This is a genomic window from Bradyrhizobium sp. USDA 3397, assembly GCF_054060965.1.
Genome location: NZ_JBSSDS010000001.1, coordinates 2023402 through 2046694, shown reverse-complemented (window position 1 = coordinate 2046694; position 23293 = coordinate 2023402). Strand labels below are relative to the sequence as shown.

The following is a 23293-nucleotide window of genomic DNA, read 5'->3' as shown; positions in this document are numbered from 1 at the left end:
CAATACTTTTAGGGTAGCGCCTTCGGCATGGCGCCTTGCGCCCGGGGCGATGTTGCCCCGGGGCATAATGGCCCATATGATGGGTTGGAATAATTATAAGAACCGCTTCGACGGGACCCGTCGGGGTGCTGACAGAGAGTGCTTATGGCAAAAATCTCCCTCATCGTGAACGGCAATCCAGTCACCGCCAATGTCGATCCCCGCACGCTCCTGGTGCAATTCCTGCGCGAGAATCTGCGGCTGACCGGCACCCATGTCGGCTGCGACACCTCGCAGTGCGGCGCCTGCGTCGTGCATCTCGACGGCAAGGCCGTGAAGTCCTGCACCACGCTTGCGGTGATGGCCGATGGCCACGAGGTCAAGACGATCGAGGGGCTGGCTGCGGACGGCGCGCCGCTGCATCCGATGCAGGAGGCCTTCCGCGAGCACCATGGCCTGCAGTGCGGCTTCTGCACGCCCGGCATGATCATGACCGCGATCGACATCGTGCACCGCAAGGGCCACGAGCTCGACGACCACACCATTCGCGAGGAGCTCGAAGGCAATCTCTGCCGCTGCACGGGCTACCAGAACATCGTCGCCTCGATCTCCGCCGGCGCGAAGGCGATGGCCAAATCCGACCTCGCGTAACGCGCCTCCCGCGATCAGGACATACAGATGTACGAATTCAAATATCATCGCCCTGGGACCGTTCGCCAGGCGGCCAACCTCCTGGTGAAGAACGAGGACGCCAAGGTGATCGCCGGCGGCCACACGCTGATTCCAGTCATGAAGCAGCGCCTCGCCAGCCCCCCGCATCTGGTCGACCTCTCCCACATCGAGGGGCTCAACACGATCGAGATGAAGGGCCGCTCGCTGGTGATCGGCGCCACCGCCAAGCATGCCGAGGTCGCGACCTCCGCCATCGTCGGTGAAGCCATTCCAGCGCTGGCGAACCTTGCCGGCGGCATTGGCGATCCCGCCGTGCGTCACAAGGGCACGATCGGCGGCTCGCTCGCCAACAACGATCCGACTGCCGATTATCCGGCCGCGGTGCTCGCGCTCGGGGCCACCATCGTCACCAACAAGCGCCGCCTCAAGGCGGAAGAGTTCTTCCAGGGCCTGTTCACGACCGCGCTCGAAGCGGATGAGATCATCACCAAGGTGATGTTCCCGCTGCCGAAGAAGGCCGCTTACGTCAAGTTCCGCAACCAGGCCTCGCGCTATGCGCTTGTCGGGGTGTTCGTGGCGCGGCGTCCTTCGGACGTGCGCGTTGCCGTCACCGGTGCGGGCTCCGAAGGCGTGTTCCGCGTCACCGCATTCGAGGAAGCCTTGAGGAAGCGCTTCGCCTCGAAGGCGCTGGAGGGCATCGCGGTACCGGCAGAAGGCCTCAACAGCGACATCCACGGCAGCGCCGAATACCGCGCGCATCTCATCGGGGTGCTGACGCGGCGCGCCGTCGATGCTGCCAATGCCAAGGAATGAGCTGACCTCATTCCTCGGTCCAGACCTGTCCCCGGTGAGGGCGTAGCGAGACTGGCTTTTCCATGACTTCAGCGGCCACTTCTTCCGGTGCTTTGCCGGCATCGGTCGATGCGATGCTCGAACTCCTGACGTCGCGCGGCTATCTCGCTGAGCGCTCACTGGCGACGGTGACGTATCTGTCGCTGCGTATGGGCCGGCCGCTGTTCCTGGAAGGCGAGGCCGGCGTCGGCAAGACCGAGATCGCTAAGGTGCTCTCGGCGGCGCTGGGGCGGAAGCTGATCCGCCTGCAGTGCTATGAAGGCCTCGACGTCTCCTCCGCGGTGTATGAGTGGAACAGCGCGTCGCAGATGATCGCGATCCGGATGGCGGAAGCCGCGGGCGACACTGATCGCGATCAGCTTTCGAGCGATATCTTCGCCGACCGCTACATGATCAAGCGGCCGCTGCTCCAGGCGCTGGAGCCTGATGTCGCCGGTCCGCCGGTGCTGCTGATCGACGAGCTCGACCGTGCCGACGAGGCGTTCGAAGCCTACCTGCTCGAGATCCTCAGTGACTTCCAGGTGACCATCCCCGAATTCGGCACCGTGAAGGCGCCGCACCCGCCGATCGTCATCATCACCTCCAACCGCACCCGCGAGATCCACGACGCGCTGAAACGGCGCTGCCTCTATCACTGGGTCGATTATCCCGCCGCCGAGCGCGAGCTCGCGATCGTCAAGACACGCGTGCCCGGCATCTCCGCCAAGCTGTCGCAGCAGGTCGTGCGCTTCGTGCAGGCGCTGCGCAACCAGGACTTCTACAAGTCGCCGGGCGTTGCCGAGACCATCGACTGGGCCACGGCGCTGTCCGAGCTCGATGCCCGCTCGCTGACCCCGCAAGTGGTCGGCGACACGCTGGGCGCGCTGCTCAAGTACCAGGACGACATCACCCGCATGCAGGGCGATGCTCTGCATAAGGTGTTGAAGGACGCGACGAGCGAGAATTGACGCGCGGGCGTCGTAACTAGCTCGTCATTCCGGGGCGCGCGTCAGCGCGAGCCCGGAATCCATAACCACGATCGGGAGTATGGATTCCGGGCTCGCGCCAAGAGGCGCGCCCCGGAATGACGGCTGAGAGTGTAGACCATGGCCATCAACCACCTTGCCCCCGAAAAGACCGAGCAGTTCGCCGACAACATCGTCGGCTTCGCCCGCGCGCTGCGTGCGGCCGGCCTGCCGGTCGGGCCGGGCGCTGTCATCGATGCCATGAGCGCGCTGCAGGTGATCGACATCGGCAGCCGATCCGACGTCTTCACCACGCTGGAGGCGATCTTCGTCAAGCGCCATGAGCATGCGCTGATCTTCAAGCAGGCTTTCAACCTGTTCTTCCGCGCCTCGGAAGAATGGAAGCACATGCTGGATTCGGTGCCGCTGCCGGAAGAGGCCAAGAAGAAGCCCCAGGCCGGCGCCCGCCGCGTCCAGGAGGCGATGGCGCAGCCTCGCATGACCGAGACGCCGCAGCACCAGGAGCAGGATCTGCGCCTGTCGGTTTCCGACAAGGAGATCCTTCAGAAGAAGGATTTTGCGCAGATGAGCGCGGCGGAGATCGCCGAGGCGCTCCATGCCATCGAGCGGATGCATCTGCCGCAGGCCGAGCTCTTGACGCGCCGGCGCCGGCCCGATGCGCGCGGCCTGCGCCTCGACCTCCGCCGCACGTTGCGCGCCTCCTTGCGCACCGGCGGCGACATCATCGACATCCATCGCCTCGGACGGATCGAGAAGCCGGCGCCGATCGTGGCGCTGCTCGACATCTCGGGCTCGATGAGCGAATACACCCGCCTGTTCCTGCATTTCCTGCATGCCATCACGGATGCCCGCAAGCGCGTCTCGGTGTTCCTGTTCGGCACGCGCCTCACCAATGTCAGCCGCGCGCTGCGCCAGCGCGACCCGGACGAGGCGCTGGCGAGCTGCTCGGCCTCGGTCGAGGACTGGGCCGGCGGCACCCGCATCTCGGCCTCGCTGCATAACTTCAACAAATTGTGGGCGCGGCGGGTGCTGAGCCAGGGCGCCATCGTGCTCTTGATCTCCGACGGGCTGGAACGGGAGGCCGATTCCAAGCTCGCCTTCGAGATGGACCGGCTGCACCGGTCCTGCCGGCGGCTGATCTGGCTGAACCCGCTGCTGCGGTTTGGCGGCTTCGAGGCCAAGGCGCAGGGCATCAAAATGATGCTGCCCCACGTTGACGAATTCCGGCCCGTGCATAATTTGAGTTCGATCCAGGAGCTGATCACGACGCTCTCCCAGCCGCTGCCGCCGCATCACCGCAGCCTGATCCGCTCCGCAGCTTGAGAGGCCAGCCATGCTCGATCGCGACGAGGACATCCTGAAGGCGGCGGAGGACTGGCAGAAGGCCGGCCGTGGCGTTGCGCTCGCGACGGTCGTCGAAACCTGGGGCTCGGCGCCGCGCCCGGCGGGCTCCAGCCTCGTCATCAACGACGAAGGCACGTTCCTGGGGTCCGTCTCCGGCGGCTGCGTCGAGGGTGCGGTGGTTACGGAGGCCATGGATGTGATCCAGAGCGGCAAGCCGAAGATGCTGGAGTTCGGCGTCGCCGACGAGACCGCCTGGAACGTCGGGCTGTCCTGCGGCGGCACCATCCGCGTCTTCGTCGAGAAGGTCGGTTAGCCGTGAAGCTCGACATCTTGCACGAACTCAATGCCGAACGCGCCGCGCGCCGGCCCGTCATTCTGGTAACCGACACCGAGAGCGGCGAGCAGCGCCTGGTGAAGGCGAAGGATTTCGCCAGGGATCCGCTGCGCGCCGAGCTGGAAAAGCAGCTTCGCATGGGCAAGAGCGCCAGTGTCGAGGCCGGCGGCAAGAAGCTGTTCCTCAACGTCTACGCCCCGACGGCAAAGCTCGTCATCATCGGCGCGGTTCATATCAGCCAGGCCCTGGCGCCGCTGGCGCGCTCGCTCGGCTATGACGTGACCGTGGTCGATCCGCGCACGGCCTTTGCGAGCCCCGAGCGCTTTCCCGACATTCCGTTGATCGCCGAATGGCCTGATACTGCGCTGCCGCCGCTCAATGTCGATGCCTACACCGCGTTCGTGGCGGTGACGCACGATCCCAAGATCGACGACCCCGCGCTGCTGCACGCCTTCGAGCGCAACTGCTTCTATATCGGCGCGCTCGGCTCGCGAAAGACGCATGCCAAGCGTGGCGACCGGTTGCGGGCGCAAGGCGCCAGGGAAAGCGACATCGCGCGCATCCACGCGCCCATTGGTCTTGCTATCGGCGCGGTCTCGCCGTCCGAGATCGCGGTGGCGATCATGGCCGAGATCACGGCCGTGCTTCGGCTGCCTCCAAAGGAAAAAGAAGAAGCGGCATGAAGTTCGGCCCGGCGAGCCCCAGGGATGCGATTGGCGGGGTGACCGTCCACACCCTGCGCCAGGGATCGCTGGTGCTGAAGAAGGGCACGACGATCGGACCTGCCGAGGTCGAGTCGCTGGAACGCGCCGGCATCAAGGACATAGTCGTGGTGCGCATGGAGGCGGGCGACGTCTCCGAGGACGTTGCGGCCGCCAGCATTGCGCTCGCCATTGGCGGCGAGGGCATCCATGTCGAGCGCGCTTTCACCGGGCGTGCCAATCTATTCGCCGCGCGAGCGGGCGTGCTGGTGATCGACCGCGCCGCGGTCGACCGCATCAACAACATCGACGAAGCCATTACCTTTGCGACGCTCGCCGCCTACAAGCCGGTCGTCGAGGGCGAGATGGTCGGTACCGTCAAGATCATCCCGTTCGGCGTCGAGGCGAGTTTGCGCGATGCCGCGGTGAAGGCGGCGGGCAAGGATGTGCTGAAGGTCGCGCCTTACGTGATCAAGCGCGTCGGCGTGGTCTCGACGCTGCTGCCGGGCCTGTCCACCAAGGTCATCGACAAGACGCTGCGCGTCACCGCCGAACGGCTGGCGCCGGCCGGCGCCGGCATCATCGCCGAGCGCCGGGTCCCGCACGAGGAGCAGGCGCTGTCGGCCGCGATCAAGGAACTGCTCGGCCTCGGCGCCGAGCTCGTGATCGTGTTCGGTGCATCCGCGATCGCCGACCGCCGCGACGTGATTCCGGCGGCCGTCACCGGAATCGGCGGCGAGATCGAGCATTTCGGCATGCCGGTCGACCCCGGCAATCTCCTGCTGATCGCCCGCGCCGGCGAGGTGCCTGTGCTGGGCGCGCCGGGCTGTGCGCGCTCGCCGGTCGAGAACGGTTTTGACTGGGTCTTGATGCGGCTTCTCGCCGGCATCAAGGTGACCCGCTCCGAGCTGATGGGCATGGGCGTCGGCGGCCTCTTGATGGAGATCGTGACGCGGCCGCAGCCGCGCGCCAAGCCGGAGACCGAAGGCAACCGCCAGGTCGCGGCTATCGTGCTCGCGGCGGGCCGCTCGACCCGGATGGGCGGGCCGAACAAGCTGCTCGCCGAGCTCGACGGCAAGAAGCTGGTGCGCCTCGCGACCGAGCAGGCGCTGGCCTCTAGGGCATCTGAGGTGATCGTCGTCACCGGCCATCAGGCCGAGCTCGTCGAGCAGGCGCTTCAAGGCCTGAAGGTGACATTCGTTCGCAATCCGGACTTCGCCGGCGGCATCGCCAGTTCGGTGAAGGCCGGCATCGCCGCCGTTCCCGAGACCTGCGATGGCGCCGTCGTGTGTCTCGGTGACATGCCGCTGATCGACGCCGGCCTGATCGACAGGCTGATCGACAGTTTCGCGCCCGACCGCGGCAATCTCATCGTCGTTCCCGTCAGCGAGGGCCGCCGCGGCAACCCCGTGCTGTGGTCGCGCCGCTTCTTCAAGGAGCTGATGACGCTCGACGGCGACGTCGGCGCGCGGCATCTGATCGCCAAGCACACTGAGGCCGTCGCCGAGGTGCCCGTCGACGGCGAGAGCGCCTTCCTCGACATCGACACGCCGCAGGCGCTGGAGGCGGCACGGCGAGGCTGAAGGTGCCGTAACCGACGGCCGTAGGGTGGGCAAAGGCGCGGAGCGCCGTGCCCACGGCCTCTTCGTGGCGATTGACAATTGGTGGGCACGCTTCGCTTTGCCCACCCTACTGCATCTACCCATCCTCTCGATTTCAACGCCTCATTCACCATCTGGAAACGACCGCCGCTTAGAGTTGCCTCCACCTGCCTTGGGGGGAGGGGTTTTCCATGGCTTCGAACATCGTCGCGCGCCGTTGCGCGATGTTTTTCTTTGCGTTGTCCATTTGCGTTGCCGGCGCTCGCCACATTACGGAAGCCCATGCCGCCGGCGCCTTTGCGGTCGGCAAGTGCGGCGCCTATGGCCAGGCCTATGATTATGGCCACGAGCACGAGGCCCGCGCCGCCGCGCAGAAGCAATGCAAGGGCGATTGCACCACCGTGACGATGAAGCGCGCCTGTGCCGCGATGTCGGTCGATATGACCAATCCCTGCGGCGCCTATGGCTATGCCGTCAAGCCGAAGATTTCCGCCTCGCTCAACGCCGCCACGCGTGAATGCTACAAATACGGCGGCAAGGAATGCGTGATCCGCGCCTGGGCCTGCGACGCGAAAGGCTGATTTTCTCTTGCTGTCATTCCGGGGCGATGCGTAGCATCGAACCCGGAATCCATCGTGCCGCAGAGCGGGTGGACGAATGGATTCTCAGGTGCGCAATTGCGCACCATAGTTCGCGCCAAGTGGCGCGCCCCGGAATGACAACTTGAGGAATTACATGCAATTCGACACCAAGATCGCGGTCGTGATCCGTACCGATCTTCAAGCCTGGCAGAAGCTGAACGTAGCCTCCTTCCTCACCAGCGGCATCGCCGCGGCCTTTCCGGAATGCATCGGCGAAGCCTATGAGGACGCCTCAGGCACGAAGTATCATGCGCTGATCGGGCAGCCGATCCTGATCTACGGCGCCGACGGTCCTGCATTGTCGCGCGCGCTGGACCGCGCGCTCACCCGCAACGTCAAGGCGGCGGTCTACACCGAGGACATGTTCAAGACCACGCACGATGCTGCCAATCGGGAGGCGGTGAGGGCGGTTGCGCGTGGCGACCTCAATCTCGTTGGCATTGCGATGCGCGCCGAGCGGAAGGTGATCGACAAGATCGTCGACGGGTTGAAGTTTCATAGTTAGTTGCCGCTCGATAGCCTCCACATCCGTCATTGCGAGCGAAGCGAAGCAATCCAGAATTGTTCGGCGCAGGTTTTCTGGATTGCTTCGTCGCTTCGCTCCTCGCAATGACGGAGGGTGTGCTCACCCCGGCGGCATGCCGTCGAACTTCACCAGGCCAGGATCGAGAGGATCCCACTCATGGGCGCGCGCGGCGAAGGTCACCGCCTGCGGCCTGTAGCGGGCGGGCTCGTCGAGGCTCGCAGCGCGGATCGTGAACACGTCGGGCTGTGCCGCGAAGGTCATGTAGACGGCGACGCCGCACTGCGGACAGAAGCTGCGCGTCTTCACCTGGCCGTTGTCGGCGACCATGTCCCAGTGCTTGGCATCGCCCGTCAGCGTCACACCGGCGCGCGCGAAGGTCGCGTACGAGCCATGGCCGCTGCCGCTTTCCCGCTGGCAGTCGCGGCATTGGCAGTGATTGCTGAAGAGGGGCTCCCCTTCGATCGAATAGCGGATCGCGCCACAGGCGCAGCCGCCGGTATAGGGCTTCTCCATCGCGATCTCTCCCGCTCAATCTTCGCCGCTGATCTCGTCGAGCTTGCGAACGACCTGCTTCCAGCCGCCGCTCATCACCGTGTAGGCCGACTCGTTCCTGGGCAGGACGAAGCCCGCATGGACGAGGCGGATCCGCGTGCCGGCTTCGACTGGGGTGAGGGACCAGGTCACGACGGTGTCGAGCGGGGCGCCATAGCCGGTGTTGCGCTCGTCGCCGCCCTTCCAGGCGTAGACGAGGCGGCGATGCGCCACGACCTCGAGAACCCGGCAATGGATCACGCCGTCCCAGTTGCCGCCCGGCGTGGTCTGGAAGGTGAAGGCCTTGCCTTCGACGGCTTCGAAGCCGGTCGGCTGCATCAGCCAGCGCCCGATCAGCTGTGCGCTGGTCAGCGCCTTCCAGATCGTCTCGGCTGTGTGAGGGAAGACCTCGTCGATGACGATGTCTCTTGTGTCGGCTTTCAAGGCGGCAGCACTCACGGGTCGATCTCCTTCAAGAGGTCACGCAGGTTCTGGAAACGCTCGCGCCAGAAGACGCCGTAATGGTCCATCCAGGTGACCAGCGGCTCCAGCCCCTGCGGCGCGGCGCGGTAATAGACGTTGCGGCCCTCGGCGCGCTCGGCGACGAGGCCCGCTTGCTTCAACGATTTCAGGTGTTGCGAGACGGCTCCTTGCGTGACGCCGCTGCCGCGCGTCAGCTCGGCGACGCTGATCTCTTTGCTCTCGAACACACGCTCGAACACGGCGCGGCGGGTCGGATCGGCGAGGGCGCGCATCACGGTGGTGACGGGGTTTGGGGTGGCTTCGATCATAAAATCAAATTAGCGGATGCTAATGCATTAGTCAATGCTAATTCGTCTGCGACGGGCGAGTTCACCGTTGAACTCTCTTGACTATGACTGACTAGTCAGTCATATATCTCGAATGACGAAGAAGCCGACCAAAGCCGCCTCGCCCCCTGCGGCTCCCACCCTCGCGAACGGCCCTGCGGCTACTGGCCCCGATGCAGCGCCTGCCTCGAACCGCGCCTCGCGCGCGGCGGAGCGGCGTGCGGCGATCGTCGAGGCAGCGATGGAGGAGTTCATCGCCCGCGGCTTTGCCGCCACCAGGCTCGACGACATCGCCAAGCGCGCCGGCGTCGCCAAGGGCACGATCTACCTGCACTTCAAGGACAAGGAATCGATGTTCGAGGAGCTGGTGCGCGTCGTCATCGTTCCCGTGGTCGCACGGCTGACCACGCTGCCGCCGCCGGCAGGCTCGGTGCGCGACCTCATCGAGACGTTCGCCGGCAACTTCCTGAAGGAGGTGATCGGCACGAGGCGGGGCGATCTGGTGCGTCTGATCGTGGCGGAGGGGCCGCGCTTTCCGTCCGTCGCCGACTTCTACTACCGCGAGGTGGTCTCGCGCGGGATCACTGCCATGCGCGCGCTGATCGAGCTCGGCATCGCCCGCGGCGAGATCCGGCAGAAGGACCTCGCGCGCTATCCACAGATCCTGGTCGCGCCCGCGATGATCGCCGTGATCTGGCAGAGCCTGTTTGCGCGGCATGCGCCGCTCGACGCGCAGGAGATGCTGCGCGTTCATCTCGATTTGATTTTTGGCGAACGGAGGACGACATGAGGTCGTCGCAAGCAATTTCTGTTGTGGTATTGTTCGCGGTGCTGGCCACCGGGCTTGCCGGGTGCAAGGAGAAGCGCGATCCCGGCTTCCAGGGCTGGGTCGAGGCCGACATGATCTTCGTCAGTCCGGACGAAGCCGGGCGCGTCACCAAGCTCAACGTCCGCGAAGGCGACGAGGTCAAGGTCGGCGATCACCTCTATTCCGTCGATGACGATCTCCAGCTTGCCGACCTCAACCAACAGAAGGCGACGCTTGCGAATGCGCAGCAGACCTATGACCGTGCGGCCTCGCTGAACAAGACCGGTTCGGGCACGCAGGCCAATCTCGATTCCGCCGTGTCCGCCTTGCGCGTCGCGGAGGCGCGGGTGGCGACCTCGGAGACGCGGATGGCGCGGCGCAAGGGCTTTGCGCCGGTCGCCGGCACCATCCAGCAGATCTATTTCCGCGAAGGCGAGATGGTGGCGGCGCAGCGGCCGGTGCTCTCGATCATGCCGCCCGGCAACATGAAGCTGCGCTTCTTCGTGCCGGAGACCAAGTTGCCGAAGCTCGCGATCGGCGACACGGTGCGTGTCTCCTGTGACAATTGCGCCGCCGACCTCACCGCGAAGATCTACTTCATCGCGACCTCGGCCGAATACACGCCGCCCGTCATCTACAGCCTCGAAGAGCGCAACAAGCTGGTCTATCTGATCCAGGCGCGACCCTCGCGGCCCGATGCTTTGCGCGTCGGACAGCCGATCGACATCCACCTCAATCCCAAAACTCCTGAGACCAAGACACCGGTGGCGGACAAGCGATGAGCAACGGCAACGGCATCGCAATCGACGTCAAGGGCCTGACCAAGTCATTCGGTGGCCGCGAGGTCGTGCACGATCTGTCGATGCAGGTGAAGCGCGGCTCGATCTACGGCTTCCTCGGTCCCAACGGCTCGGGCAAGACCACCACCATCCGCATCCTGTGCGGGCTGCTGACGCCCGACAGTGGCGAGGGCACCTGCCTCGGCTACGACATCCGCCGCGATGCCGAGAAGATCAAGCGCCAGGTCGGCTACATGACGCAACGTTTTAGTCTGTACCAGGATCTCTCGGTGCGCGAGAACCTCGAATTCGTGGCGCGGCTCTATGGCCTCGCTGACGCGCGCGGTGCCGCGCGCGACATGATCAAGCGGCTCGGGCTCTCGGGCCGCGAGGAGCAGCTCGCCGGCGAGCTCTCCGGCGGCTGGAAGCAGCGGCTGGCGCTGGGGGCCTGCACGCTGCCCAATCCACAATTGTTGCTGCTGGACGAGCCGACCGCCGGCGTCGATCCCAAGGCGCGGCGCGATTTCTGGAACGAGATCCATGCGCTGGCCGCCGAGGGCCTCACAGTGCTGGTCTCGACCCATTACATGGACGAGGCCGAGCGCTGCCACGAGATCGCCTACATCGCCTACGGCTATCTGCTGGCGCACGGCACGGTGGAGGAGGTGATCGCGAAATCCGCGCTCACGACCTATACCGTCACGGGCGACGCCCTGAACGAGCTTGGCGCCGCGCTTACGGGCAAGCCCGGCATCGACATGGTGGCGCCGTTCGGCACCTCGCTGCATGTTTCCGGCCGCGACGTCCCGGCGCTCGAAGCCAGCATCGCGCCCTGGCGCGAGAAAGGCGGCCTGCACTGGCAGAAGTCCAAGCCCTCGCTCGAAGACGTGTTCATCGAGCTGATGGGACGCTCCAAGGACAATTTCCAATGAGCGCGGTAGAACATCCCGAACCACGGCGCGAAATCCGCGAGCGTTTCGGCTTCCTGCGGCGTTCCTACGCGATGCTGGTCAAGGAGTTCATCCAGCTGAGGCGCGACCGCGTCTCGTTCGCGATGATCGTGATGCTGCCGGTGATGCAGCTGATGCTGTTCGGCTATGCCATCAACACCACGCCGCGCCATCTGCCGAGCGCGGTGCTGCTCCAGGAGGATTCCGATCTCGCCCGCTCGGTGCTGAAGGCGCTGGAGAACACCAAATATTTCCGCTTCCTCTACGAGGTTCACGACGTCGACGATTTCGACAACCTCCTGAAGTCCGGCAAGGTGCTGTTCGGGGTCGAGATCCCGCGCGGCTTCGAGCGGGCGGTGCGGCGCGGCGACAGGCCGGCGCTGCTGGTCGCGGCCGACGCCACCGATCCAGTCGCCGCAAGCGCTGCGCTCGGCTCGCTCGGCATGATCGTGCAGACCGCGCTTGCGCACGATCTCTATATCGGCGAGCCCCCGGAGATGCCGTTCGAGATCCGCGCCCACGCCCGCTACAATCCGGCCGCGAATTCCAGCCTCAATATCGTGCCAGGCCTCGTCGGCACCATCCTCACCATGACCATGCTGATCTTCACCGCGCTCTCGGTCACGCGCGAGGTCGAACGCGGCACCATGGAGAGCCTGTTGTCGATGCCGATCAAGCCGGTCGAGGTGATGTTCGGCAAGATCGTGCCCTACGTGCTGGTCGGCTTCGTCCAGGCCTTCCTGATCATCAGCATCGGTGTCGGCCTGTTCGGCGTGCCCGTGCTCGGCAATCTCGTCCTGCTGGCGTTGCTGTCGACGCTGTTCATCACCACCAATCTGGCGGTCGGCTACACCATCTCGACGCTGGTTCAGAACCAGCTCCAGGCCATGCAGATGTCGATGATGTTCTTCCTGCCGAGCATTCTGCTCTCCGGCTTCATGTTCCCGTTCGCAGGCATGCCGGCCTGGGCGCAATATCTCGGCGAATGCCTGCCGCTGACCCATTATTTGCGGATCGTCCGCGCCATCATGCTAAAGGGCGCGACCATGGAGAATTTGCGCTTCGATACGCTGGCGCTGGCGGCCCTGATGCTGCTCGCCATGACCGTCGCGGTGACGCGCTTCCGCCGCACGCTGGATTGAGGCACAATACCCCGGAATCCCGGAATCGAGGGGTGGAATGGCCAAGTTTGCGAGCAGGAAAGCGCGGCAGCATGCCGTCTTGTCGGAGGACTTCGAGCGCGAGCTGACGCGGGAGGTGCTGCGCACCGAGCTGCTGCGGGTGCGAGCGCTGATCGCGACCGGCTGCTGCATGATGTTTTTACTGACGGCCATTTACCTGATCGATCCCGCAGTGGTGAACCGGGTCTGGCGCGGAACGGAGGGGATCATGGAGGTCTACGGCCTTCTGGCCGGCTTCATCCTGTTCGAGGCCTGGGTCCACACCCAGATCAGGAAGAACCTCCGCCTCGATCGCGACCTGCCGGTGATCAGGCGCTATATCGGCACGCTGATCGAGACGTCGCTGCCGACGCTGATTCTCATTCTGCAAATCCGGACCATGGGCGCGCCCCAGGCCCTCGGCTTCGCCGTGCCGCTGATGTATTTCATCTTCGTGATCCTCTCGACGCTGCGGCTCGACTTCTGGCTCTCTGCATTCACTGGTTTCGTCGCCGCGGCCGGGCTCCTGGCAGTCGCACTATATTACAACTCGACCGGCGAGACGGATGAGCCCTTGGTCTATCTCCACGCCGTGCGCAGCATCGTCATCCTGATCTGCGGCGTACTCGCTGGCGCCGTCGGCGCTCAGCTCCGCCGCCAGTTCGCCGCGAGCATCGCGGCCGCGACCGCACGCGACCGGGTCACCAATCTGTTCGGCCAGCACGTCTCGCCGCAGGTGGTGGAGCGGCTGATGACGGCGGGAACGGGCGCTAGCGGCGACGTCCGCCGCGTTGCGGTGATGTTCGTCGATTTCCGCGGCTTCACGGCCGGCGCGCAGTCGCGCAGTCCGCAGGAGGTGGTCGACCGGCTCGACGGCGCCTTTGCCGTGCTGGTGGATATCCTCGACCGACATGGCGGCATCGTCAACAAGTTCCTGGGCGATGGGTTTCTCGCCCTGTTCGGCGCACCGCTGGAGGCCTCCGACGCAGCGCACCGTGCGGTTGCCGCAGGGCGTGAGATGCTGACCGCAATGGACCGCATCAACGCGCAGACGAGCTGGCCGCTGCGGATCGGCATCGGCATCCATTTCGGCGAGGTCGTCGCCGGCAATATCGGCTCGCCCCGGCGCAAGGAATACACGGTCATCGGCGATACCGTGAACTTCGCCTCGCGACTCGAGGCGCTGAACAAGGATTTCGGCTCGCAGCTCCTGATCTCCGCATCCGTGCGCGAGGCGCTGGGCGATGACGGGAGCGATGCCGTCGCGCTCGGCGAGGTCGAGGTGCGCGGCTACGAGCGGAAAGTACCGGTGTTTCAGCTGGGGTAACTGCATCACACATCGGCGCGCGCAGTTCACTTTCATGCAAGCGATTGCTCCGATTGCACTCAATTTTGGGGCATGACGGGCGATGTTTTCGGCTTGTAGAGTGCTGCGCGATGCGGCCGGTCGCGGCCGCGACTTGCATGAGGAAGTGACGATGCAGCGCCGCTACATCACCGTCGACGTGTTCACCGACCGCGCCTTCGGCGGCAACCAGCTCGCCGTGGTGCTCGATGCCGGCGGGCTGACGACGCAGCAGATGCAAGCGATCGCGACCGAGTTCAATTATTCCGAGACCACTTTCGTGCTGCCGCCGCGCGACAGGGCCAACGACGCCGAGGTGCGCATCTTCACGCCGGTGCAGGAGATCGCCTTTGCAGGCCATCCCAATGTCGGCACCGCCTTCGTGCTGGCCTCGATGGCGAAGGAGCCGAAGCCACGCCTGCTGTTCGAGGAAAAGGCCGGGTTGGTCCCGGTCGAGATCGTGCGAGAGCAGGGCAGGGTGATCAGAACCGAGCTCACCGCGCCGCAGCCGCTGCAGCGGCTCTCAACGCTGTCAACAGCGGAAGCCGCGAGCTGCATCTCGCTCGTTGCCGACGACATCAGGGCCGACAATCACGAGCCGCAGATTGTCACCGTCGGAAACGCGTTTCTGGTGATGGAGCTGCATTCGCGTGAGGCGCTGAAGCGGGCCCGGCCCGATGCTGCGGCCTTTGGCAAGGTCTTGCCGCGCGATGGTGCCCGCGCGGTGTGGTTCTATACGCGCGATGTGCCGGCGGCGGAGGCGCCTTGCGAGCGACAGGCGCGCATGTTCATGCGCGGTGCCAGCGGCCTCGTCGAGGATCCCGCCACCGGCAGCGCCACGGTTGCCGCCGCCGCGCTGTTCGCCGATCTCGATCCCACGCGCGACGGCGAGCTGAAGCTGACCGTCGGCCAGGGTTTTGACATGGGTCGTCCAAGCATCCTCTCGACCCGCGTGCGCAAGCAGGACGGCAAGATCGTCTCCGCCCACGTCGGCGGCGCTTGCGTGCAGATGATGGAGGGGACGTTCCGGCTGGCGGGGGAGGGGTAGGTCAATCTATCCGTCATTCCAGGGCGCGACGAAGTCGCGAACCGGAATGACGGCGACAACTACACCTGCCGCCCCGCCAAATTCTTCACCGCAACCCCATCGCGCTCCTCGATGATCTCCGCGATCATCTGGCGGTGGCAGTGGGTGTGGTCGCGCTCGTAGCACAGCAGGCACACCGGGCCGGCCTTTTTCACCAGCGCAGAAAGCTCGTCCATCTCTTCTTTCGCCTGCGGCGTCTTCAGGTGCTTGGAGAATATCTTCTCCAGCACGTCGTATTGACCGCTGCGGGCGGCGAGGCGGCCTTCCTTCGGCGTGCCGAGCGCGGCGAGATGGACATAGCCGATGCCGCGCTCGTCGAGGCCCGCCGAAAGCTGCTTCTTGGAAAAGCCTGGCCGGCGCGACGAGGTCACCGCGCGCACGTCGACCACGAGCTTGACGCCGGCCTGTTCCAGCTCGTCCAGCACGGCCTTCGGCGGTGTCTGCTCGTAGCCGATGGTGAAGAGCTTCTTCGCCTTTGCCATGGGCCTCAACTCACCCGTGCGATCAGTTCCATGGCGCCGTGCGGTGCGCGCACCTTGCCCTCGTGGATGACGTAAGCGAACACGTCGCGCGGCTCCTTCTTCGGCTTGGCCTTGTCAACCTTCGGGAGATCGTCGGGTTCACCGCCCGAAGCCCAGTCCTGGAAGCGCTCGGCCCAGGCGTCGAGCTGCTTCGGCGGATAGCAGGTCTTGATCTCGTCATTGCCCTTCTGCAGCCGTGCATAGACGAAATCGCCGGCGACATCTGCGATGGCGGGATATTTGCCGTGCTCGGCGAAAACCACGGGCGTCTCGAACTCGCGGATCAGCGCCACGAAGTCCGGCGTGCAGAAGCTGTCATGGCGCACTTCCACGACATGGCGCAGCGCGCGCCCCTCAAGCTTGCGCGGCAACAGCTCCAGGAACTTGCCGAAATCGGCACCATCGAACTTCTTCGTCGGCGCAAACTGCCACAGCACCGGCCCGAGATGATCGCCGAGTTCCAGCACGCCGGAATCGTAGAACCGCTTGATGGAATCGCCGGCCTCCGCGAGCACGCGGCGGTTGGTCGCAAAGCGCGGTCCTTTCACCGAGAATACGAAACCGTCAGGCACCTCGCTCGCCCATTTGCGAAAGCTCTCCGGCTTCTGCGAGCCGTAATAGGTACCGTTGATTTCGATCGAGGTCAGCTTCGAGGCGGCATAGGACAGCTCCTTCGCCTGCGCGAGCTTCTCCGGATAGAACACGCCGCGCCAGGGCTCGAAGGTCCAGCCGCCGATTCCGATGAAGATGTTGCCGGATTTTTTGGACGCAGTTTTTGCTTTGGCCACGGGAGTATCTCGCATCGACGGGGAGGGATCTCATCCTAATCAAACCAGATGTGATTGGCCAGTTGGCCGGTCCGGTCTAAGCTCGCGACGGACCCGCGAAGAAGGAGAACAAGATGCGGATGCTGCCGGTGGGGGTCGCGCTCGTCATGATGACATCTGCTGCCATGACAAGTTCTGCCGTGACAAGTTCTGCCGTGGCGGATGACGACGACACGAAGGGCGCGCAAAAGCTCGCTCAGCAGGGCCGCGACGGCTACTGGCATTGCCTCGCGCGGGAATATTCGCGCGAGTCCAATCAGGGCCTGTCGGAGCAGGATTTCGGCCGCTCGGTTGCGGGCGCCTGTCCGTCGGAGCGGCAATATTACCGGGTCACGCTGCTCGATTATCTCACCACGCAATATCCTGATATCGATGCCGGCGCCCATCTCGCCACCGCGAATAGAGCGGTGGAGGCGGCGCAGAAGGACATCGTGATGGCCTTCGTCAAGCACCGGCCGCCCCAGAAGTAGGGGAGTGGCGAATGGCGAATAGCGAATAGGGCGACAAGGCAGGCCATGCTCATTCGCCACTCGCCATTCGCTATTCGCCCTGGGCCTTCCAGTCGCGCGCTCATCCATGGTATCAGTGAGCCCGTCTGGAGCAGGAACTTGCATGTCGTCTGAGTCGGTGGGTGGCATTCTGGGGGCGATCGTCGCGGCGGTCGTCCTTGCGGTTGCCGTCGTGTTCGGGCCGATCGGCCAGTACGGCAAGCCGCCCAAGCCGGCGAAGGCCGAGCCGGCTCCTGCGGCGGCGCCCGCAGCCCCGGTCGCGCCCGCGCCGCGCGGGCCGGTCATCCGGGAAGTGCCCAACCAATAGGACATGAGAATCGGGCTTCCAACCCCCTTGCGGAACGCCTTTGCCATCCCCATCTAGCTTCTAACGGCGGCGTTGAGCGTAAAGACCTCCGTCGCTGGAACGACCTTGGAATAGCTTAAGGCTTGCGCCGGATGTACGCGCAGCCCGCCGTTCCGGGGTCGTTGGCATTTTAGGCCTCTTTTCGGCCATTCCCCAGAACCTCGGCTTGGCAGCGCAGGATGCGGCGGATATACGCTGCCGTCATGAACGAAGCGATCAGACCGGGCATCGACAACTGGGCTCAAGAGGGGCCGGAACTGTCGGTCATCGTCCCGACCTTCAACGAGCGCGACAACGTCACCGTGCTGTACCGGCGCCTCGAGGCGACGTTCGCCAACGTCGCCTGGGAGGTCGTGTTCGTCGACGACAATTCGCCCGACGGCACCTGGGATGTCGTGCGCGAGCTGGCGCAGCGCGACAGCCGCGTGCGCTGCGTCCGCCGCATCGGCCGCCGCGGCCTGTCGGGCGCCTGCATCGAGGGCATCCTTGCCTCCAGCGCGCCCTATGTGGCCGTGATCGATGCCGACCTCCAGCACGACGAGACGCAGCTGCCCAAGATGCTGCTCTTGCTCGCGAGCGATCAGGCCGACCTCGTCGTCGGCAGCCGCTACATCGAGGGCTACAGGAGCGAAGGCTTCAACAGGCAGCGCGCCGGCGCCAGCGCGCTCGCGACCGAGGTCGCCAAGAAGATGCTGCGGGTCGAGATTGCCGACCCCATGAGCGGCTTCTTCATGATCCGCCGCGACCGCTTCGAGCAGCTCGCGCCAAAACTCTCCGTGCACGGCTTCAAGATCCTGCTCGACATCGTCGCGACCGCGCATGGCAGCTTGCGGGCGGTCGAGATTCCCTACACCTTCGGCGCCCGCCAGCACGGCGAGAGCAAGCTCGATTCCATGGTCGCGCTCGACTTCCTCGGTCTCGTCTTCGCCAAGCTGACCAACGACGTCGTCTCGCTGCGCTTCATCCTGTTTGCGATGGTCGGCGGCATCGGCCTCGTTGTGCACCTGACCACGCTGTTCATCGCGCTTCGCCTGTTCAACGCGCCGTTCCCGGAGGCGCAGGCCGCCGGCGCCATCGTCGCCATGACCAGCAATTTCATCCTCAACAATTTCCTCACCTATCGCGACCAGCGGCTGAAGGGCTTTGCGCTGCTGCGCGGCCTGATCGCCTTCTACATCGTGTGCAGCGTCGGCCTGCTCGCCAATGTCGGCGTCGCCTTCTCGGTCTACGACCAGGAGCCGATCTGGTGGCTGGCCGGCCTGGCCGGCGCGTTGATGGGCGTGGTGTGGAACTACGCGATGTCCGGACTGTTCGTCTGGCGCAAGAAATAGCGCGTGATGGGCGGGGCCGATGCGCGGATCGTCCGCAACACCGCGCTGCTGATTGTCGCGCTGGTGGGATTGCGGCTCGTCGCAGCCGCCTTCACGCCGATCACGTTCGACGAAGCCTATTACTGGATGTGGTCGAAGAGCCTCGCCGGGGGCTATTACGACCACCCGCCCATGGTCGCCTATGTGATCCGCGCCGGCACCATGATCGCGGGCGATACCGAGCTCGGCGTCCGCCTCGTCTCGGTCCTGTTGGCGCTGCCGATGAGCTATGCGGTCTATCGCTCGGCCGCGATCCTGTTCGGCGGCACACGCGTGGCCGCGACCAGCGCCATCCTCCTCAACGTGACACTGCTGGCCTCCGTCGGCACGCTGATCGTCACGCCCGATGCGCCGCTGCTGGTCGCCTCGAGCTTCGTGCTGTTCTTCCTCGCCAAGGTGCTGGAGACGGGACGGGGCGCCTGGTGGCTCGCGGTCGGCGCCGCAGTCGGCGCGGCGCTATTGTCGAAATACACCGCGATGTTCTTTGGCGCCGCGATCCTGATCTGGCTCGCTTGCGTGCCGAAGCTGCGGCGCTGGTTCCTCTCGCCCTGGCCCTATCTCGGCGGCCTCGTGGCGCTGGCACTGTTCTCGCCGGTGATCCTCTGGAATGCCGACCATCAATGGGTCTCGTTCGCAAAGCAGCTCGGGCGTGCCAAGATCGAGGACTTCCGCCCCGTCTTCATCGCCGAACTGATCCCGACCCAGATCGCGTTCGCAACGCCGCTGGTCTTCATCCTCGGTGCGATGGGCCTGCACGCGCTGACCTGGCAGCGCGCCGGCGCGCTCGCCTCGCGCGTGCTGATCGAGACGATGTTCTGGACCATCGTCGCCTATTTCGTCTGGCATTCGCTGCATGCCCGGGTCGAGGCCAACTGGTTCGCGCCGGTGTATCCGCCGTTCGTCATTGCCGCGGCCGCCGCTGCCAATCTTGCGCAATGGAAGCCGCGCCAACGGCGCCTCGTCGACTTCTGCTTGCGCTGGGCCGCGCCTGTGGGCATCGTGATGTTTGCAGCCTTGATCGTGCAGGCCAACACTGGCTGGCTTTCGGGCTACCGCCGTGACGCCACGGTCCGCAGCGTCGGTGTCGGCTGGCGCGAGCTCGCCTCGGAGATCGAAGCGGTGCGCGTGCGCGTGGGTGCGAGCTGCGTGCTTGCACAGGATTACGGCACCACGAGCTGGCTCGCCTTCTATCTGCCGCGCGGCACCTGCGTCGTGCAGCAAAGCCAGCGTATCCGCTGGGTCAACATGGCTGAGCCGGATCCCAAGCTGCTCGCGGGCAAGCTGCTCTATGTCGACGAGCTGCGCGCCGACGGTCATCCCGCCCTCAATGCTCTCTTTGCAAAGGTGACGCAGGTGGCGCAACTGCAGCGCAAGCGCGGGCCGCTCGTGGTCGAGACCTACGGCATCGACCTGCTGGAAGGCGCCAGAGGCGAAGTGCTGGACCGCTCGCCGCCACCGGAAGCGCGGTAGCGCCTTAGAGCGGAATGGCTTGAGGTCGAATCAATTGCCGCGCGCTCGGTGCAACCTCTCCCGCTTGCGGGAGAGGTCGCGCCCACCGGGTCGCGCCGTAGGCGCGCCCGATGACAGGCTCCGGCGCGGGTGAGGGTTTTCTCCTCTAGGGGATTGTCCCATTGCGGAAACACCCTCTCCCCAACCCTCTCCCGCAAGCGGGAGAGGGAGCGCACCTCCGTCTTTGCTACGATCGAGCATCACTTCATCGCGCTTTAGTCGATCATCTCGGCCTTGTCAGCATCCTGTCCCGGCCCGTCGCGATCGCGCCAGAACCAGACGGTTACGACGCCGGAACGGCCGCGGACCTGGGCGAGCAAGGGGCCGGACAGAACACCGTCGGGCGCGCCCTGGAAGTCGGCCGCATCCAGCAGCGTGTCGCTCAGCGCGAGGCGCGCATCGTTCTGGGCGGCAATCTCCATCAGCCGGCTTGCGACGTTGACGGTGTCGCCTGTCGCCGTGATGTGCTGATGGCTTTCGCCGAGTCGCGAGGCGACGATCGGGCCGCAATGTGCGCCGATCTTGTAGCCGAGTTGACCTGCGATCGCCGGCGGCAGCGAGGCGATCCAGCGTGCGAGGCCGCGATGCAGATCGACCGCGCATTTCAGCGCGCGCGCCGAATCGTCGGGCATCGCGCGCGGTAGCCCGAACAGGATCATGGCGCCGTCGCCGAGAAAGCCCGTGATCATGCCGCCGCAATCGATCGCGATCCGGTCGACCAGCGCATGAAACGCCTTCAGAATATCCGTGAGCTCGTCCGGATCGATCCGCTCGCTCAAACCGGTGAAACCGGAGAGATCGACGAACACCACGGCTGCATCCTGCCGCACCGGCTTCGACAGGAAGTTCGGATCTCGCGAGAGCCAATCCCGCAGCGCCGGAGCCTGGAATTGCGCAAGCGACCTGCTCTTAGCGGCGAAATATTGCGTGCGGCGGCCTCCGGCCCACAGCTGCACGCCGGCAAAGACCGCAACCGGCGGCACGGCGGCGGCGAGCGTGGTCGCGGCGTTCAGCCAGACGCCGTGCGTGAACGCGAACAGGTTGAGCCCGGCCCAGGCGATCATCACCGCGGCCGCCGCCATGGTGCCGAGCGCGATGCGCCGCCAGGCGAGCAGGCCGACCAGCAGCACCGGCAGCAGGATCGCCGTGAGCGCGTCGGCAATGCGGACCCGGTGGTCACGCAGGATGGCATCGCCGGCGACGAGATGCGTGATTGCGGTCGAGACCACCTCGACGCCGGGCATCAGGGAATCGAACGGCGTCGGATAGAAGTCGCCGCCGCCGGCGACGGAGGCGCCGATCACGACGATACGGTTCTCGATGGCCGCGCGATCGAGCGTGCCGTCGAAGATGCTCTGTGCGCTGACGGTGCGGATGGTGCGGCGCGGGCCGTAATAGGTGATCGGCAATGCCAGATTGCTGTCGGTCGGCACCACGCGATCCCCGAGCATGAGATGGCCTGGCGCGACGGTCAGCGGCTCGTCGAGCGCGCGGGCCGCGACGCGCAACGGAAACGACAGCTCGACCTTGTCGCGGGTCCGGAACAGCATCGGCACCGAGAGCGGCGAGCCTGATTGCCCGGTCGCGACATTGACGATGCCGACCTCGGCGTGCTCGGCGAATGCGGGCAATGGCTGCAGGAAACGCTCGGCCTCCGGCAGCACGGCGAGGGGACCTTCTCGGCTGGGTGCCACTGTTTCGCTGGCGGAGGGGAAGATCGCGGCGGCGGCGAGCACCATGGGACCGGTGGCCAATGTGTTGGCCAGCGTCGCATCGCCGATCGCGGCGCTGCGGTCGACCAGCAGCAGGTCGATCGCTACGACCTTCGGCTTGAACTGCACGATGGTGTCGACGACGCGGGCAAGATCGGCGCGCGGCAGTGGATAGGTGCCGCCGCGCTTCACGACGGTGTCGTCGATCGCAACGATGGTGACGAAATCCGGCGGACGCCGCACGCCGCGCGCCTGCGTCCGCCAATCCGTCAACGTGGCTTCGAGGCGGTCCAGGAAGCGCAGATGGCCGTCGGCGTGCATGGCATAGATGCCCGCGCCCCACAGTGCGGTGAGGACGAGTGCCACCAGGATCTGAACGCGTCGGCTGCGCATGCGGTCTTGCAATCGTATGATCCAAATCTCATGGGCCCGGCTTTGCCGGCCCGGGCTCATTGCCCGAGTCTGGCCATGAGCGCGTCAACGCGCGGCTGGCCCCAGGTCTTGACGGTCAACGGACCGGTTGGCTCGACATCGACGCCTTCTCCGGGGCCGAGCACGACGGCGCGTCCACGAGCCCTGCGGCTCACGCCAACCCGGCCGTCTGCGACGAACACGGAAGTCTTGGCGTCAGCGACATCGACCGCCCATTTCGTGCCGCGCACCGCGGCAATCGCTTGCGGCGTCAGCACCTTGAAGGGATTGCCGCGCGGCTTCTTGGGCACCTCGATCAGCAGCGCTTTGCTGCTCAACTCCACGGAGTCTATATGTCCGTCGCGGTTGGCGTCCTTAAGTTCAAATCTGGCGCCGTTTTCCGCAACGATGGTGATGCCGTTGTCGCAGCGCCAGGTCTGCGTCCCGGCAGCCGACGGCGATGCCGTGCAGCCCGCATTCGCCGCAGGCTGCGCAGTCGCAGATCCGATCAACAGAAACGACCCCGCCAGGGCGAAAAACCCTGCGCGCGCGATCCCTCTCATGCCAGCCTCCGTTTTGCGTGCTCGGCACAGCTCAGGGCAGGATGATACGGTACCGTATCACGCGCAGAGGCTGCTGAAAAGTGCCGAAGTGGGAGCTATTTTCTCGCGGCGGCGATGTCCAGAACCGCGACGATCAACTTTCAATCACGGCGCCGTGCCGCGTGAGGTCGCCCGGCGCCATAAGCATGCACCATTCCCGCGCGGCCGACGAGGCCAATCCGACGCATCGTCCACCAGCCTCGCGCAACGCTGGCACGTTACGTTCAGGGGCAGTTGAGGACCACGAAAATGACGTTCTCAAGTGCGTCATGGATGTGGCCGCAGACGTCCGCAGAGCGTGCTGAACCGGCCGAGAATTATAGTTAACAGACCCGACTAAGTCCGTAGTTCTGCGGGCTTTTTTCTCAAAACGGGACAGCATTAACGAGCTGCCGCAGATCC

General features: G+C 65.3%; 26 protein-coding genes. 19 read left to right on the top strand and 7 right to left on the bottom strand.

The genetic code is table 11. The features are described 5' to 3' along the window. Window positions 1-144 precede the first annotated feature (144 nt). The 9 genes from ACVWYQ_RS09720 (at window position 145) to ACVWYQ_RS09680 (ending at window position 7594) form a co-directional block, all read left to right on the top strand. Entirely contained in the window at window positions 145-630 is a 486-nt protein-coding gene (locus ACVWYQ_RS09720) for a (2Fe-2S)-binding protein (protein ID WP_014494194.1), read from the top strand. Window positions 631-657: 27 nt separating this feature from the next. Then, the gene (locus tag ACVWYQ_RS09715; RefSeq protein WP_271544852.1) at window positions 658-1464 is read left to right on the top strand and encodes an FAD binding domain-containing protein; all 807 of its coding nucleotides are present in this window, start codon (window positions 658-660) and stop codon (window positions 1462-1464) included. A gap of 62 nt (window positions 1465-1526) precedes the next feature. Further along, a complete protein-coding gene (locus ACVWYQ_RS09710) occupies window positions 1527-2450 on the top strand; it encodes an AAA family ATPase (protein WP_271544850.1) in 924 nt (307 codons plus the stop codon). Between the two features lie 138 nt (window positions 2451-2588). Further along, window positions 2589-3791, top strand: a complete 1203-nt coding sequence (locus ACVWYQ_RS09705; protein WP_271544848.1) for a vWA domain-containing protein — start codon at window positions 2589-2591, stop codon at window positions 3789-3791. A 10-nt stretch (window positions 3792-3801) separates the two neighbouring features. Beyond that, a complete protein-coding gene (locus ACVWYQ_RS09700) occupies window positions 3802-4125 on the top strand; it encodes an XdhC family protein (RefSeq protein ID WP_025037240.1) in 324 nt (107 codons plus the stop codon). A gap of 2 nt (window positions 4126-4127) precedes the next feature. Next, a complete protein-coding gene (locus tag ACVWYQ_RS09695) occupies window positions 4128-4829 on the top strand; it encodes an XdhC family protein (protein WP_404651088.1) in 702 nt (233 codons plus the stop codon). Then, window positions 4826-6430: an NTP transferase domain-containing protein gene (locus tag ACVWYQ_RS09690; protein WP_456725593.1), complete on the top strand. Its 1605-nt coding sequence runs from the start codon at window positions 4826-4828 to the stop codon at window positions 6428-6430. Before ACVWYQ_RS09695 ends, ACVWYQ_RS09690 begins: the two co-directional genes overlap by 4 nt. Before the next feature lie 209 nt (window positions 6431-6639). Beyond that, window positions 6640-7029 (top strand): DUF4189 domain-containing protein, encoded by a 390-nt coding sequence (locus ACVWYQ_RS09685; RefSeq protein ID WP_271544842.1) that lies wholly within the window; start codon window positions 6640-6642, stop codon window positions 7027-7029. 154 nt (window positions 7030-7183) lie between these two features. Continuing rightward, on the top strand, window positions 7184-7594 hold the full coding sequence (locus tag ACVWYQ_RS09680; RefSeq protein ID WP_198399601.1) for a DUF2000 family protein: 411 nt from the start codon (window positions 7184-7186) through the stop codon (window positions 7592-7594). A gap of 120 nt (window positions 7595-7714) precedes the next feature. Here ACVWYQ_RS09680 and ACVWYQ_RS09675 read toward each other — a convergent pair whose 3' ends face one another. The 3 genes from ACVWYQ_RS09675 to ACVWYQ_RS09665 are packed head-to-tail and all read right to left on the bottom strand — an operon-like array spanning window position 7715 to window position 8937. Next, the gene (locus tag ACVWYQ_RS09675) at window positions 7715-8128 is read right to left on the bottom strand and encodes a GFA family protein (RefSeq protein WP_404651089.1); all 414 of its coding nucleotides are present in this window, start codon (window positions 8126-8128) and stop codon (window positions 7715-7717) included. A 15-nt stretch (window positions 8129-8143) separates the two neighbouring features. Beyond that, the gene (locus ACVWYQ_RS09670) at window positions 8144-8605 is read right to left on the bottom strand and encodes an SRPBCC family protein (RefSeq protein ID WP_271544839.1); all 462 of its coding nucleotides are present in this window, start codon (window positions 8603-8605) and stop codon (window positions 8144-8146) included. Next, window positions 8602-8937: an ArsR/SmtB family transcription factor gene (locus ACVWYQ_RS09665; protein ID WP_036043607.1), complete on the bottom strand. Its 336-nt coding sequence runs from the start codon at window positions 8935-8937 to the stop codon at window positions 8602-8604. The genes ACVWYQ_RS09670 and ACVWYQ_RS09665 overlap by 4 nt, the downstream gene beginning before the upstream one ends. A 112-nt stretch (window positions 8938-9049) precedes the next feature. Here ACVWYQ_RS09665 and ACVWYQ_RS09660 point away from each other — a divergent pair, with 112 nt between their 5' ends. From ACVWYQ_RS09660 to ACVWYQ_RS09635, 6 genes are all read left to right on the top strand, one after another. Beyond that, the gene (locus ACVWYQ_RS09660) at window positions 9050-9745 is read left to right on the top strand and encodes a TetR/AcrR family transcriptional regulator (protein ID WP_275502256.1); all 696 of its coding nucleotides are present in this window, start codon (window positions 9050-9052) and stop codon (window positions 9743-9745) included. Next, complete coding sequence (locus tag ACVWYQ_RS09655; RefSeq protein ID WP_404651090.1) at window positions 9742-10545, top strand: HlyD family secretion protein; 804 nt, start codon at window positions 9742-9744, stop codon at window positions 10543-10545. The genes ACVWYQ_RS09660 and ACVWYQ_RS09655 overlap by 4 nt, the downstream gene beginning before the upstream one ends. Further along, complete coding sequence (locus ACVWYQ_RS09650; protein WP_456725592.1) at window positions 10542-11474, top strand: ABC transporter ATP-binding protein; 933 nt, start codon at window positions 10542-10544, stop codon at window positions 11472-11474. Before ACVWYQ_RS09655 ends, ACVWYQ_RS09650 begins: the two co-directional genes overlap by 4 nt. Beyond that, window positions 11471-12634 (top strand): ABC transporter permease, encoded by a 1164-nt coding sequence (locus ACVWYQ_RS09645; protein WP_036012821.1) that lies wholly within the window; start codon window positions 11471-11473, stop codon window positions 12632-12634. Before ACVWYQ_RS09650 ends, ACVWYQ_RS09645 begins: the two co-directional genes overlap by 4 nt. Window positions 12635-12671: 37 nt before the next feature. Further along, window positions 12672-13979 carry an adenylate/guanylate cyclase domain-containing protein gene (locus tag ACVWYQ_RS09640; protein WP_404540018.1) on the top strand — a complete coding sequence of 436 codons (1308 nt, stop codon included), beginning with the start codon at window positions 12672-12674 and terminating at the stop codon, window positions 13977-13979. A 151-nt stretch (window positions 13980-14130) separates the two neighbouring features. Continuing rightward, window positions 14131-15045, top strand: a complete 915-nt coding sequence (locus ACVWYQ_RS09635; RefSeq protein WP_404540021.1) for a PhzF family phenazine biosynthesis protein — start codon at window positions 14131-14133, stop codon at window positions 15043-15045. Window positions 15046-15104: 59 nt separating this feature from the next. Here the strand turns inward: ACVWYQ_RS09635 and ACVWYQ_RS09630 are convergent, their stop codons facing one another. Both ACVWYQ_RS09630 and ACVWYQ_RS09625 read right to left on the bottom strand, forming a co-directional pair. Next, window positions 15105-15566: a DUF488 domain-containing protein gene (locus ACVWYQ_RS09630; protein ID WP_404540024.1), complete on the bottom strand. Its 462-nt coding sequence runs from the start codon at window positions 15564-15566 to the stop codon at window positions 15105-15107. Window positions 15567-15571: 5 nt separating this feature from the next. Further along, the gene (locus ACVWYQ_RS09625) at window positions 15572-16408 is read right to left on the bottom strand and encodes a DUF72 domain-containing protein (RefSeq protein ID WP_404540027.1); all 837 of its coding nucleotides are present in this window, start codon (window positions 16406-16408) and stop codon (window positions 15572-15574) included. Between the two features lie 98 nt (window positions 16409-16506). Between ACVWYQ_RS09625 and ACVWYQ_RS09620 the strand changes: the two genes are divergently transcribed. The 4 genes from ACVWYQ_RS09620 (at window position 16507) to ACVWYQ_RS09605 (ending at window position 20127) form a co-directional block, all read left to right on the top strand. After that, complete coding sequence (locus ACVWYQ_RS09620; protein WP_404540030.1) at window positions 16507-16902, top strand: hypothetical protein; 396 nt, start codon at window positions 16507-16509, stop codon at window positions 16900-16902. Window positions 16903-17044: 142 nt separating this feature from the next. Continuing rightward, the gene (locus ACVWYQ_RS09615; RefSeq protein WP_036043631.1) at window positions 17045-17248 is read left to right on the top strand and encodes a hypothetical protein; all 204 of its coding nucleotides are present in this window, start codon (window positions 17045-17047) and stop codon (window positions 17246-17248) included. 242 nt (window positions 17249-17490) lie between these two features. Beyond that, entirely contained in the window at window positions 17491-18618 is a 1128-nt protein-coding gene (locus ACVWYQ_RS09610) for a glycosyltransferase family 2 protein (protein WP_404540033.1), read from the top strand. A gap of 6 nt (window positions 18619-18624) precedes the next feature. Then, window positions 18625-20127, top strand: a complete 1503-nt coding sequence (locus ACVWYQ_RS09605; protein WP_404540036.1) for a glycosyltransferase family 39 protein — start codon at window positions 18625-18627, stop codon at window positions 20125-20127. Window positions 20128-20381: 254 nt separating this feature from the next. Here ACVWYQ_RS09605 and ACVWYQ_RS09600 read toward each other — a convergent pair whose 3' ends face one another. Together ACVWYQ_RS09600 and ACVWYQ_RS09595 are read right to left on the bottom strand one after the other, a co-directional pair. Then, window positions 20382-22271, bottom strand: a complete 1890-nt coding sequence (locus ACVWYQ_RS09600; protein ID WP_271544819.1) for a CHASE2 domain-containing protein — start codon at window positions 22269-22271, stop codon at window positions 20382-20384. A 56-nt stretch (window positions 22272-22327) separates the two neighbouring features. Further along, window positions 22328-22852, bottom strand: a complete 525-nt coding sequence (locus ACVWYQ_RS09595) for a FecR domain-containing protein (protein ID WP_271544817.1) — start codon at window positions 22850-22852, stop codon at window positions 22328-22330. Window positions 22853-23293 lie beyond the last annotated feature (441 nt).

Bases quoted from the DNA above. Each gene is read 5' to 3' on its own strand.
- ACVWYQ_RS09605 (WP_404540036.1), top strand. From the start codon at position 18,625: ATGGGCGGGGCCGATGCGCGGATCGTCCGCAACACCGCGCTGCTGATT.
- ACVWYQ_RS09690 (WP_456725593.1), top strand. From the start codon at position 4,826: ATGAAGTTCGGCCCGGCGAGCCCCAGGGATGCGATTGGCGGGGTGACC.
- ACVWYQ_RS09720 (WP_014494194.1), top strand. From the start codon at position 145: ATGGCAAAAATCTCCCTCATCGTGAACGGCAATCCAGTCACCGCCAAT.
- ACVWYQ_RS09650 (WP_456725592.1), top strand. From the start codon at position 10,542: ATGAGCAACGGCAACGGCATCGCAATCGACGTCAAGGGCCTGACCAAG.
- ACVWYQ_RS09610 (WP_404540033.1), top strand. From the start codon at position 17,491: ATGAACGAAGCGATCAGACCGGGCATCGACAACTGGGCTCAAGAGGGG.
- ACVWYQ_RS09675 (WP_404651089.1), bottom strand. From the start codon at position 8,128: ATGGAGAAGCCCTATACCGGCGGCTGCGCCTGTGGCGCGATCCGCTAT.
- ACVWYQ_RS09680 (WP_198399601.1), top strand. From the start codon at position 7,184: ATGCAATTCGACACCAAGATCGCGGTCGTGATCCGTACCGATCTTCAA.
- ACVWYQ_RS09595 (WP_271544817.1), bottom strand. From the start codon at position 22,852: ATGAGAGGGATCGCGCGCGCAGGGTTTTTCGCCCTGGCGGGGTCGTTT.
- ACVWYQ_RS09660 (WP_275502256.1), top strand. From the start codon at position 9,050: ATGACGAAGAAGCCGACCAAAGCCGCCTCGCCCCCTGCGGCTCCCACC.
- ACVWYQ_RS09615 (WP_036043631.1), top strand. From the start codon at position 17,045: ATGTCGTCTGAGTCGGTGGGTGGCATTCTGGGGGCGATCGTCGCGGCG.
- ACVWYQ_RS09620 (WP_404540030.1), top strand. From the start codon at position 16,507: ATGCGGATGCTGCCGGTGGGGGTCGCGCTCGTCATGATGACATCTGCT.
- ACVWYQ_RS09665 (WP_036043607.1), bottom strand. From the start codon at position 8,937: ATGATCGAAGCCACCCCAAACCCCGTCACCACCGTGATGCGCGCCCTC.
- ACVWYQ_RS09640 (WP_404540018.1), top strand. From the start codon at position 12,672: ATGGCCAAGTTTGCGAGCAGGAAAGCGCGGCAGCATGCCGTCTTGTCG.
- ACVWYQ_RS09635 (WP_404540021.1), top strand. From the start codon at position 14,131: ATGCAGCGCCGCTACATCACCGTCGACGTGTTCACCGACCGCGCCTTC.
- ACVWYQ_RS09715 (WP_271544852.1), top strand. From the start codon at position 658: ATGTACGAATTCAAATATCATCGCCCTGGGACCGTTCGCCAGGCGGCC.
- ACVWYQ_RS09700 (WP_025037240.1), top strand. From the start codon at position 3,802: ATGCTCGATCGCGACGAGGACATCCTGAAGGCGGCGGAGGACTGGCAG.
- ACVWYQ_RS09625 (WP_404540027.1), bottom strand. From the start codon at position 16,408: ATGCGAGATACTCCCGTGGCCAAAGCAAAAACTGCGTCCAAAAAATCC.
- ACVWYQ_RS09705 (WP_271544848.1), top strand. From the start codon at position 2,589: ATGGCCATCAACCACCTTGCCCCCGAAAAGACCGAGCAGTTCGCCGAC.
- ACVWYQ_RS09710 (WP_271544850.1), top strand. From the start codon at position 1,527: ATGACTTCAGCGGCCACTTCTTCCGGTGCTTTGCCGGCATCGGTCGAT.
- ACVWYQ_RS09645 (WP_036012821.1), top strand. From the start codon at position 11,471: ATGAGCGCGGTAGAACATCCCGAACCACGGCGCGAAATCCGCGAGCGT.
- ACVWYQ_RS09685 (WP_271544842.1), top strand. From the start codon at position 6,640: ATGGCTTCGAACATCGTCGCGCGCCGTTGCGCGATGTTTTTCTTTGCG.
- ACVWYQ_RS09655 (WP_404651090.1), top strand. From the start codon at position 9,742: ATGAGGTCGTCGCAAGCAATTTCTGTTGTGGTATTGTTCGCGGTGCTG.
- ACVWYQ_RS09600 (WP_271544819.1), bottom strand. From the start codon at position 22,271: ATGCGCAGCCGACGCGTTCAGATCCTGGTGGCACTCGTCCTCACCGCA.
- ACVWYQ_RS09630 (WP_404540024.1), bottom strand. From the start codon at position 15,566: ATGGCAAAGGCGAAGAAGCTCTTCACCATCGGCTACGAGCAGACACCG.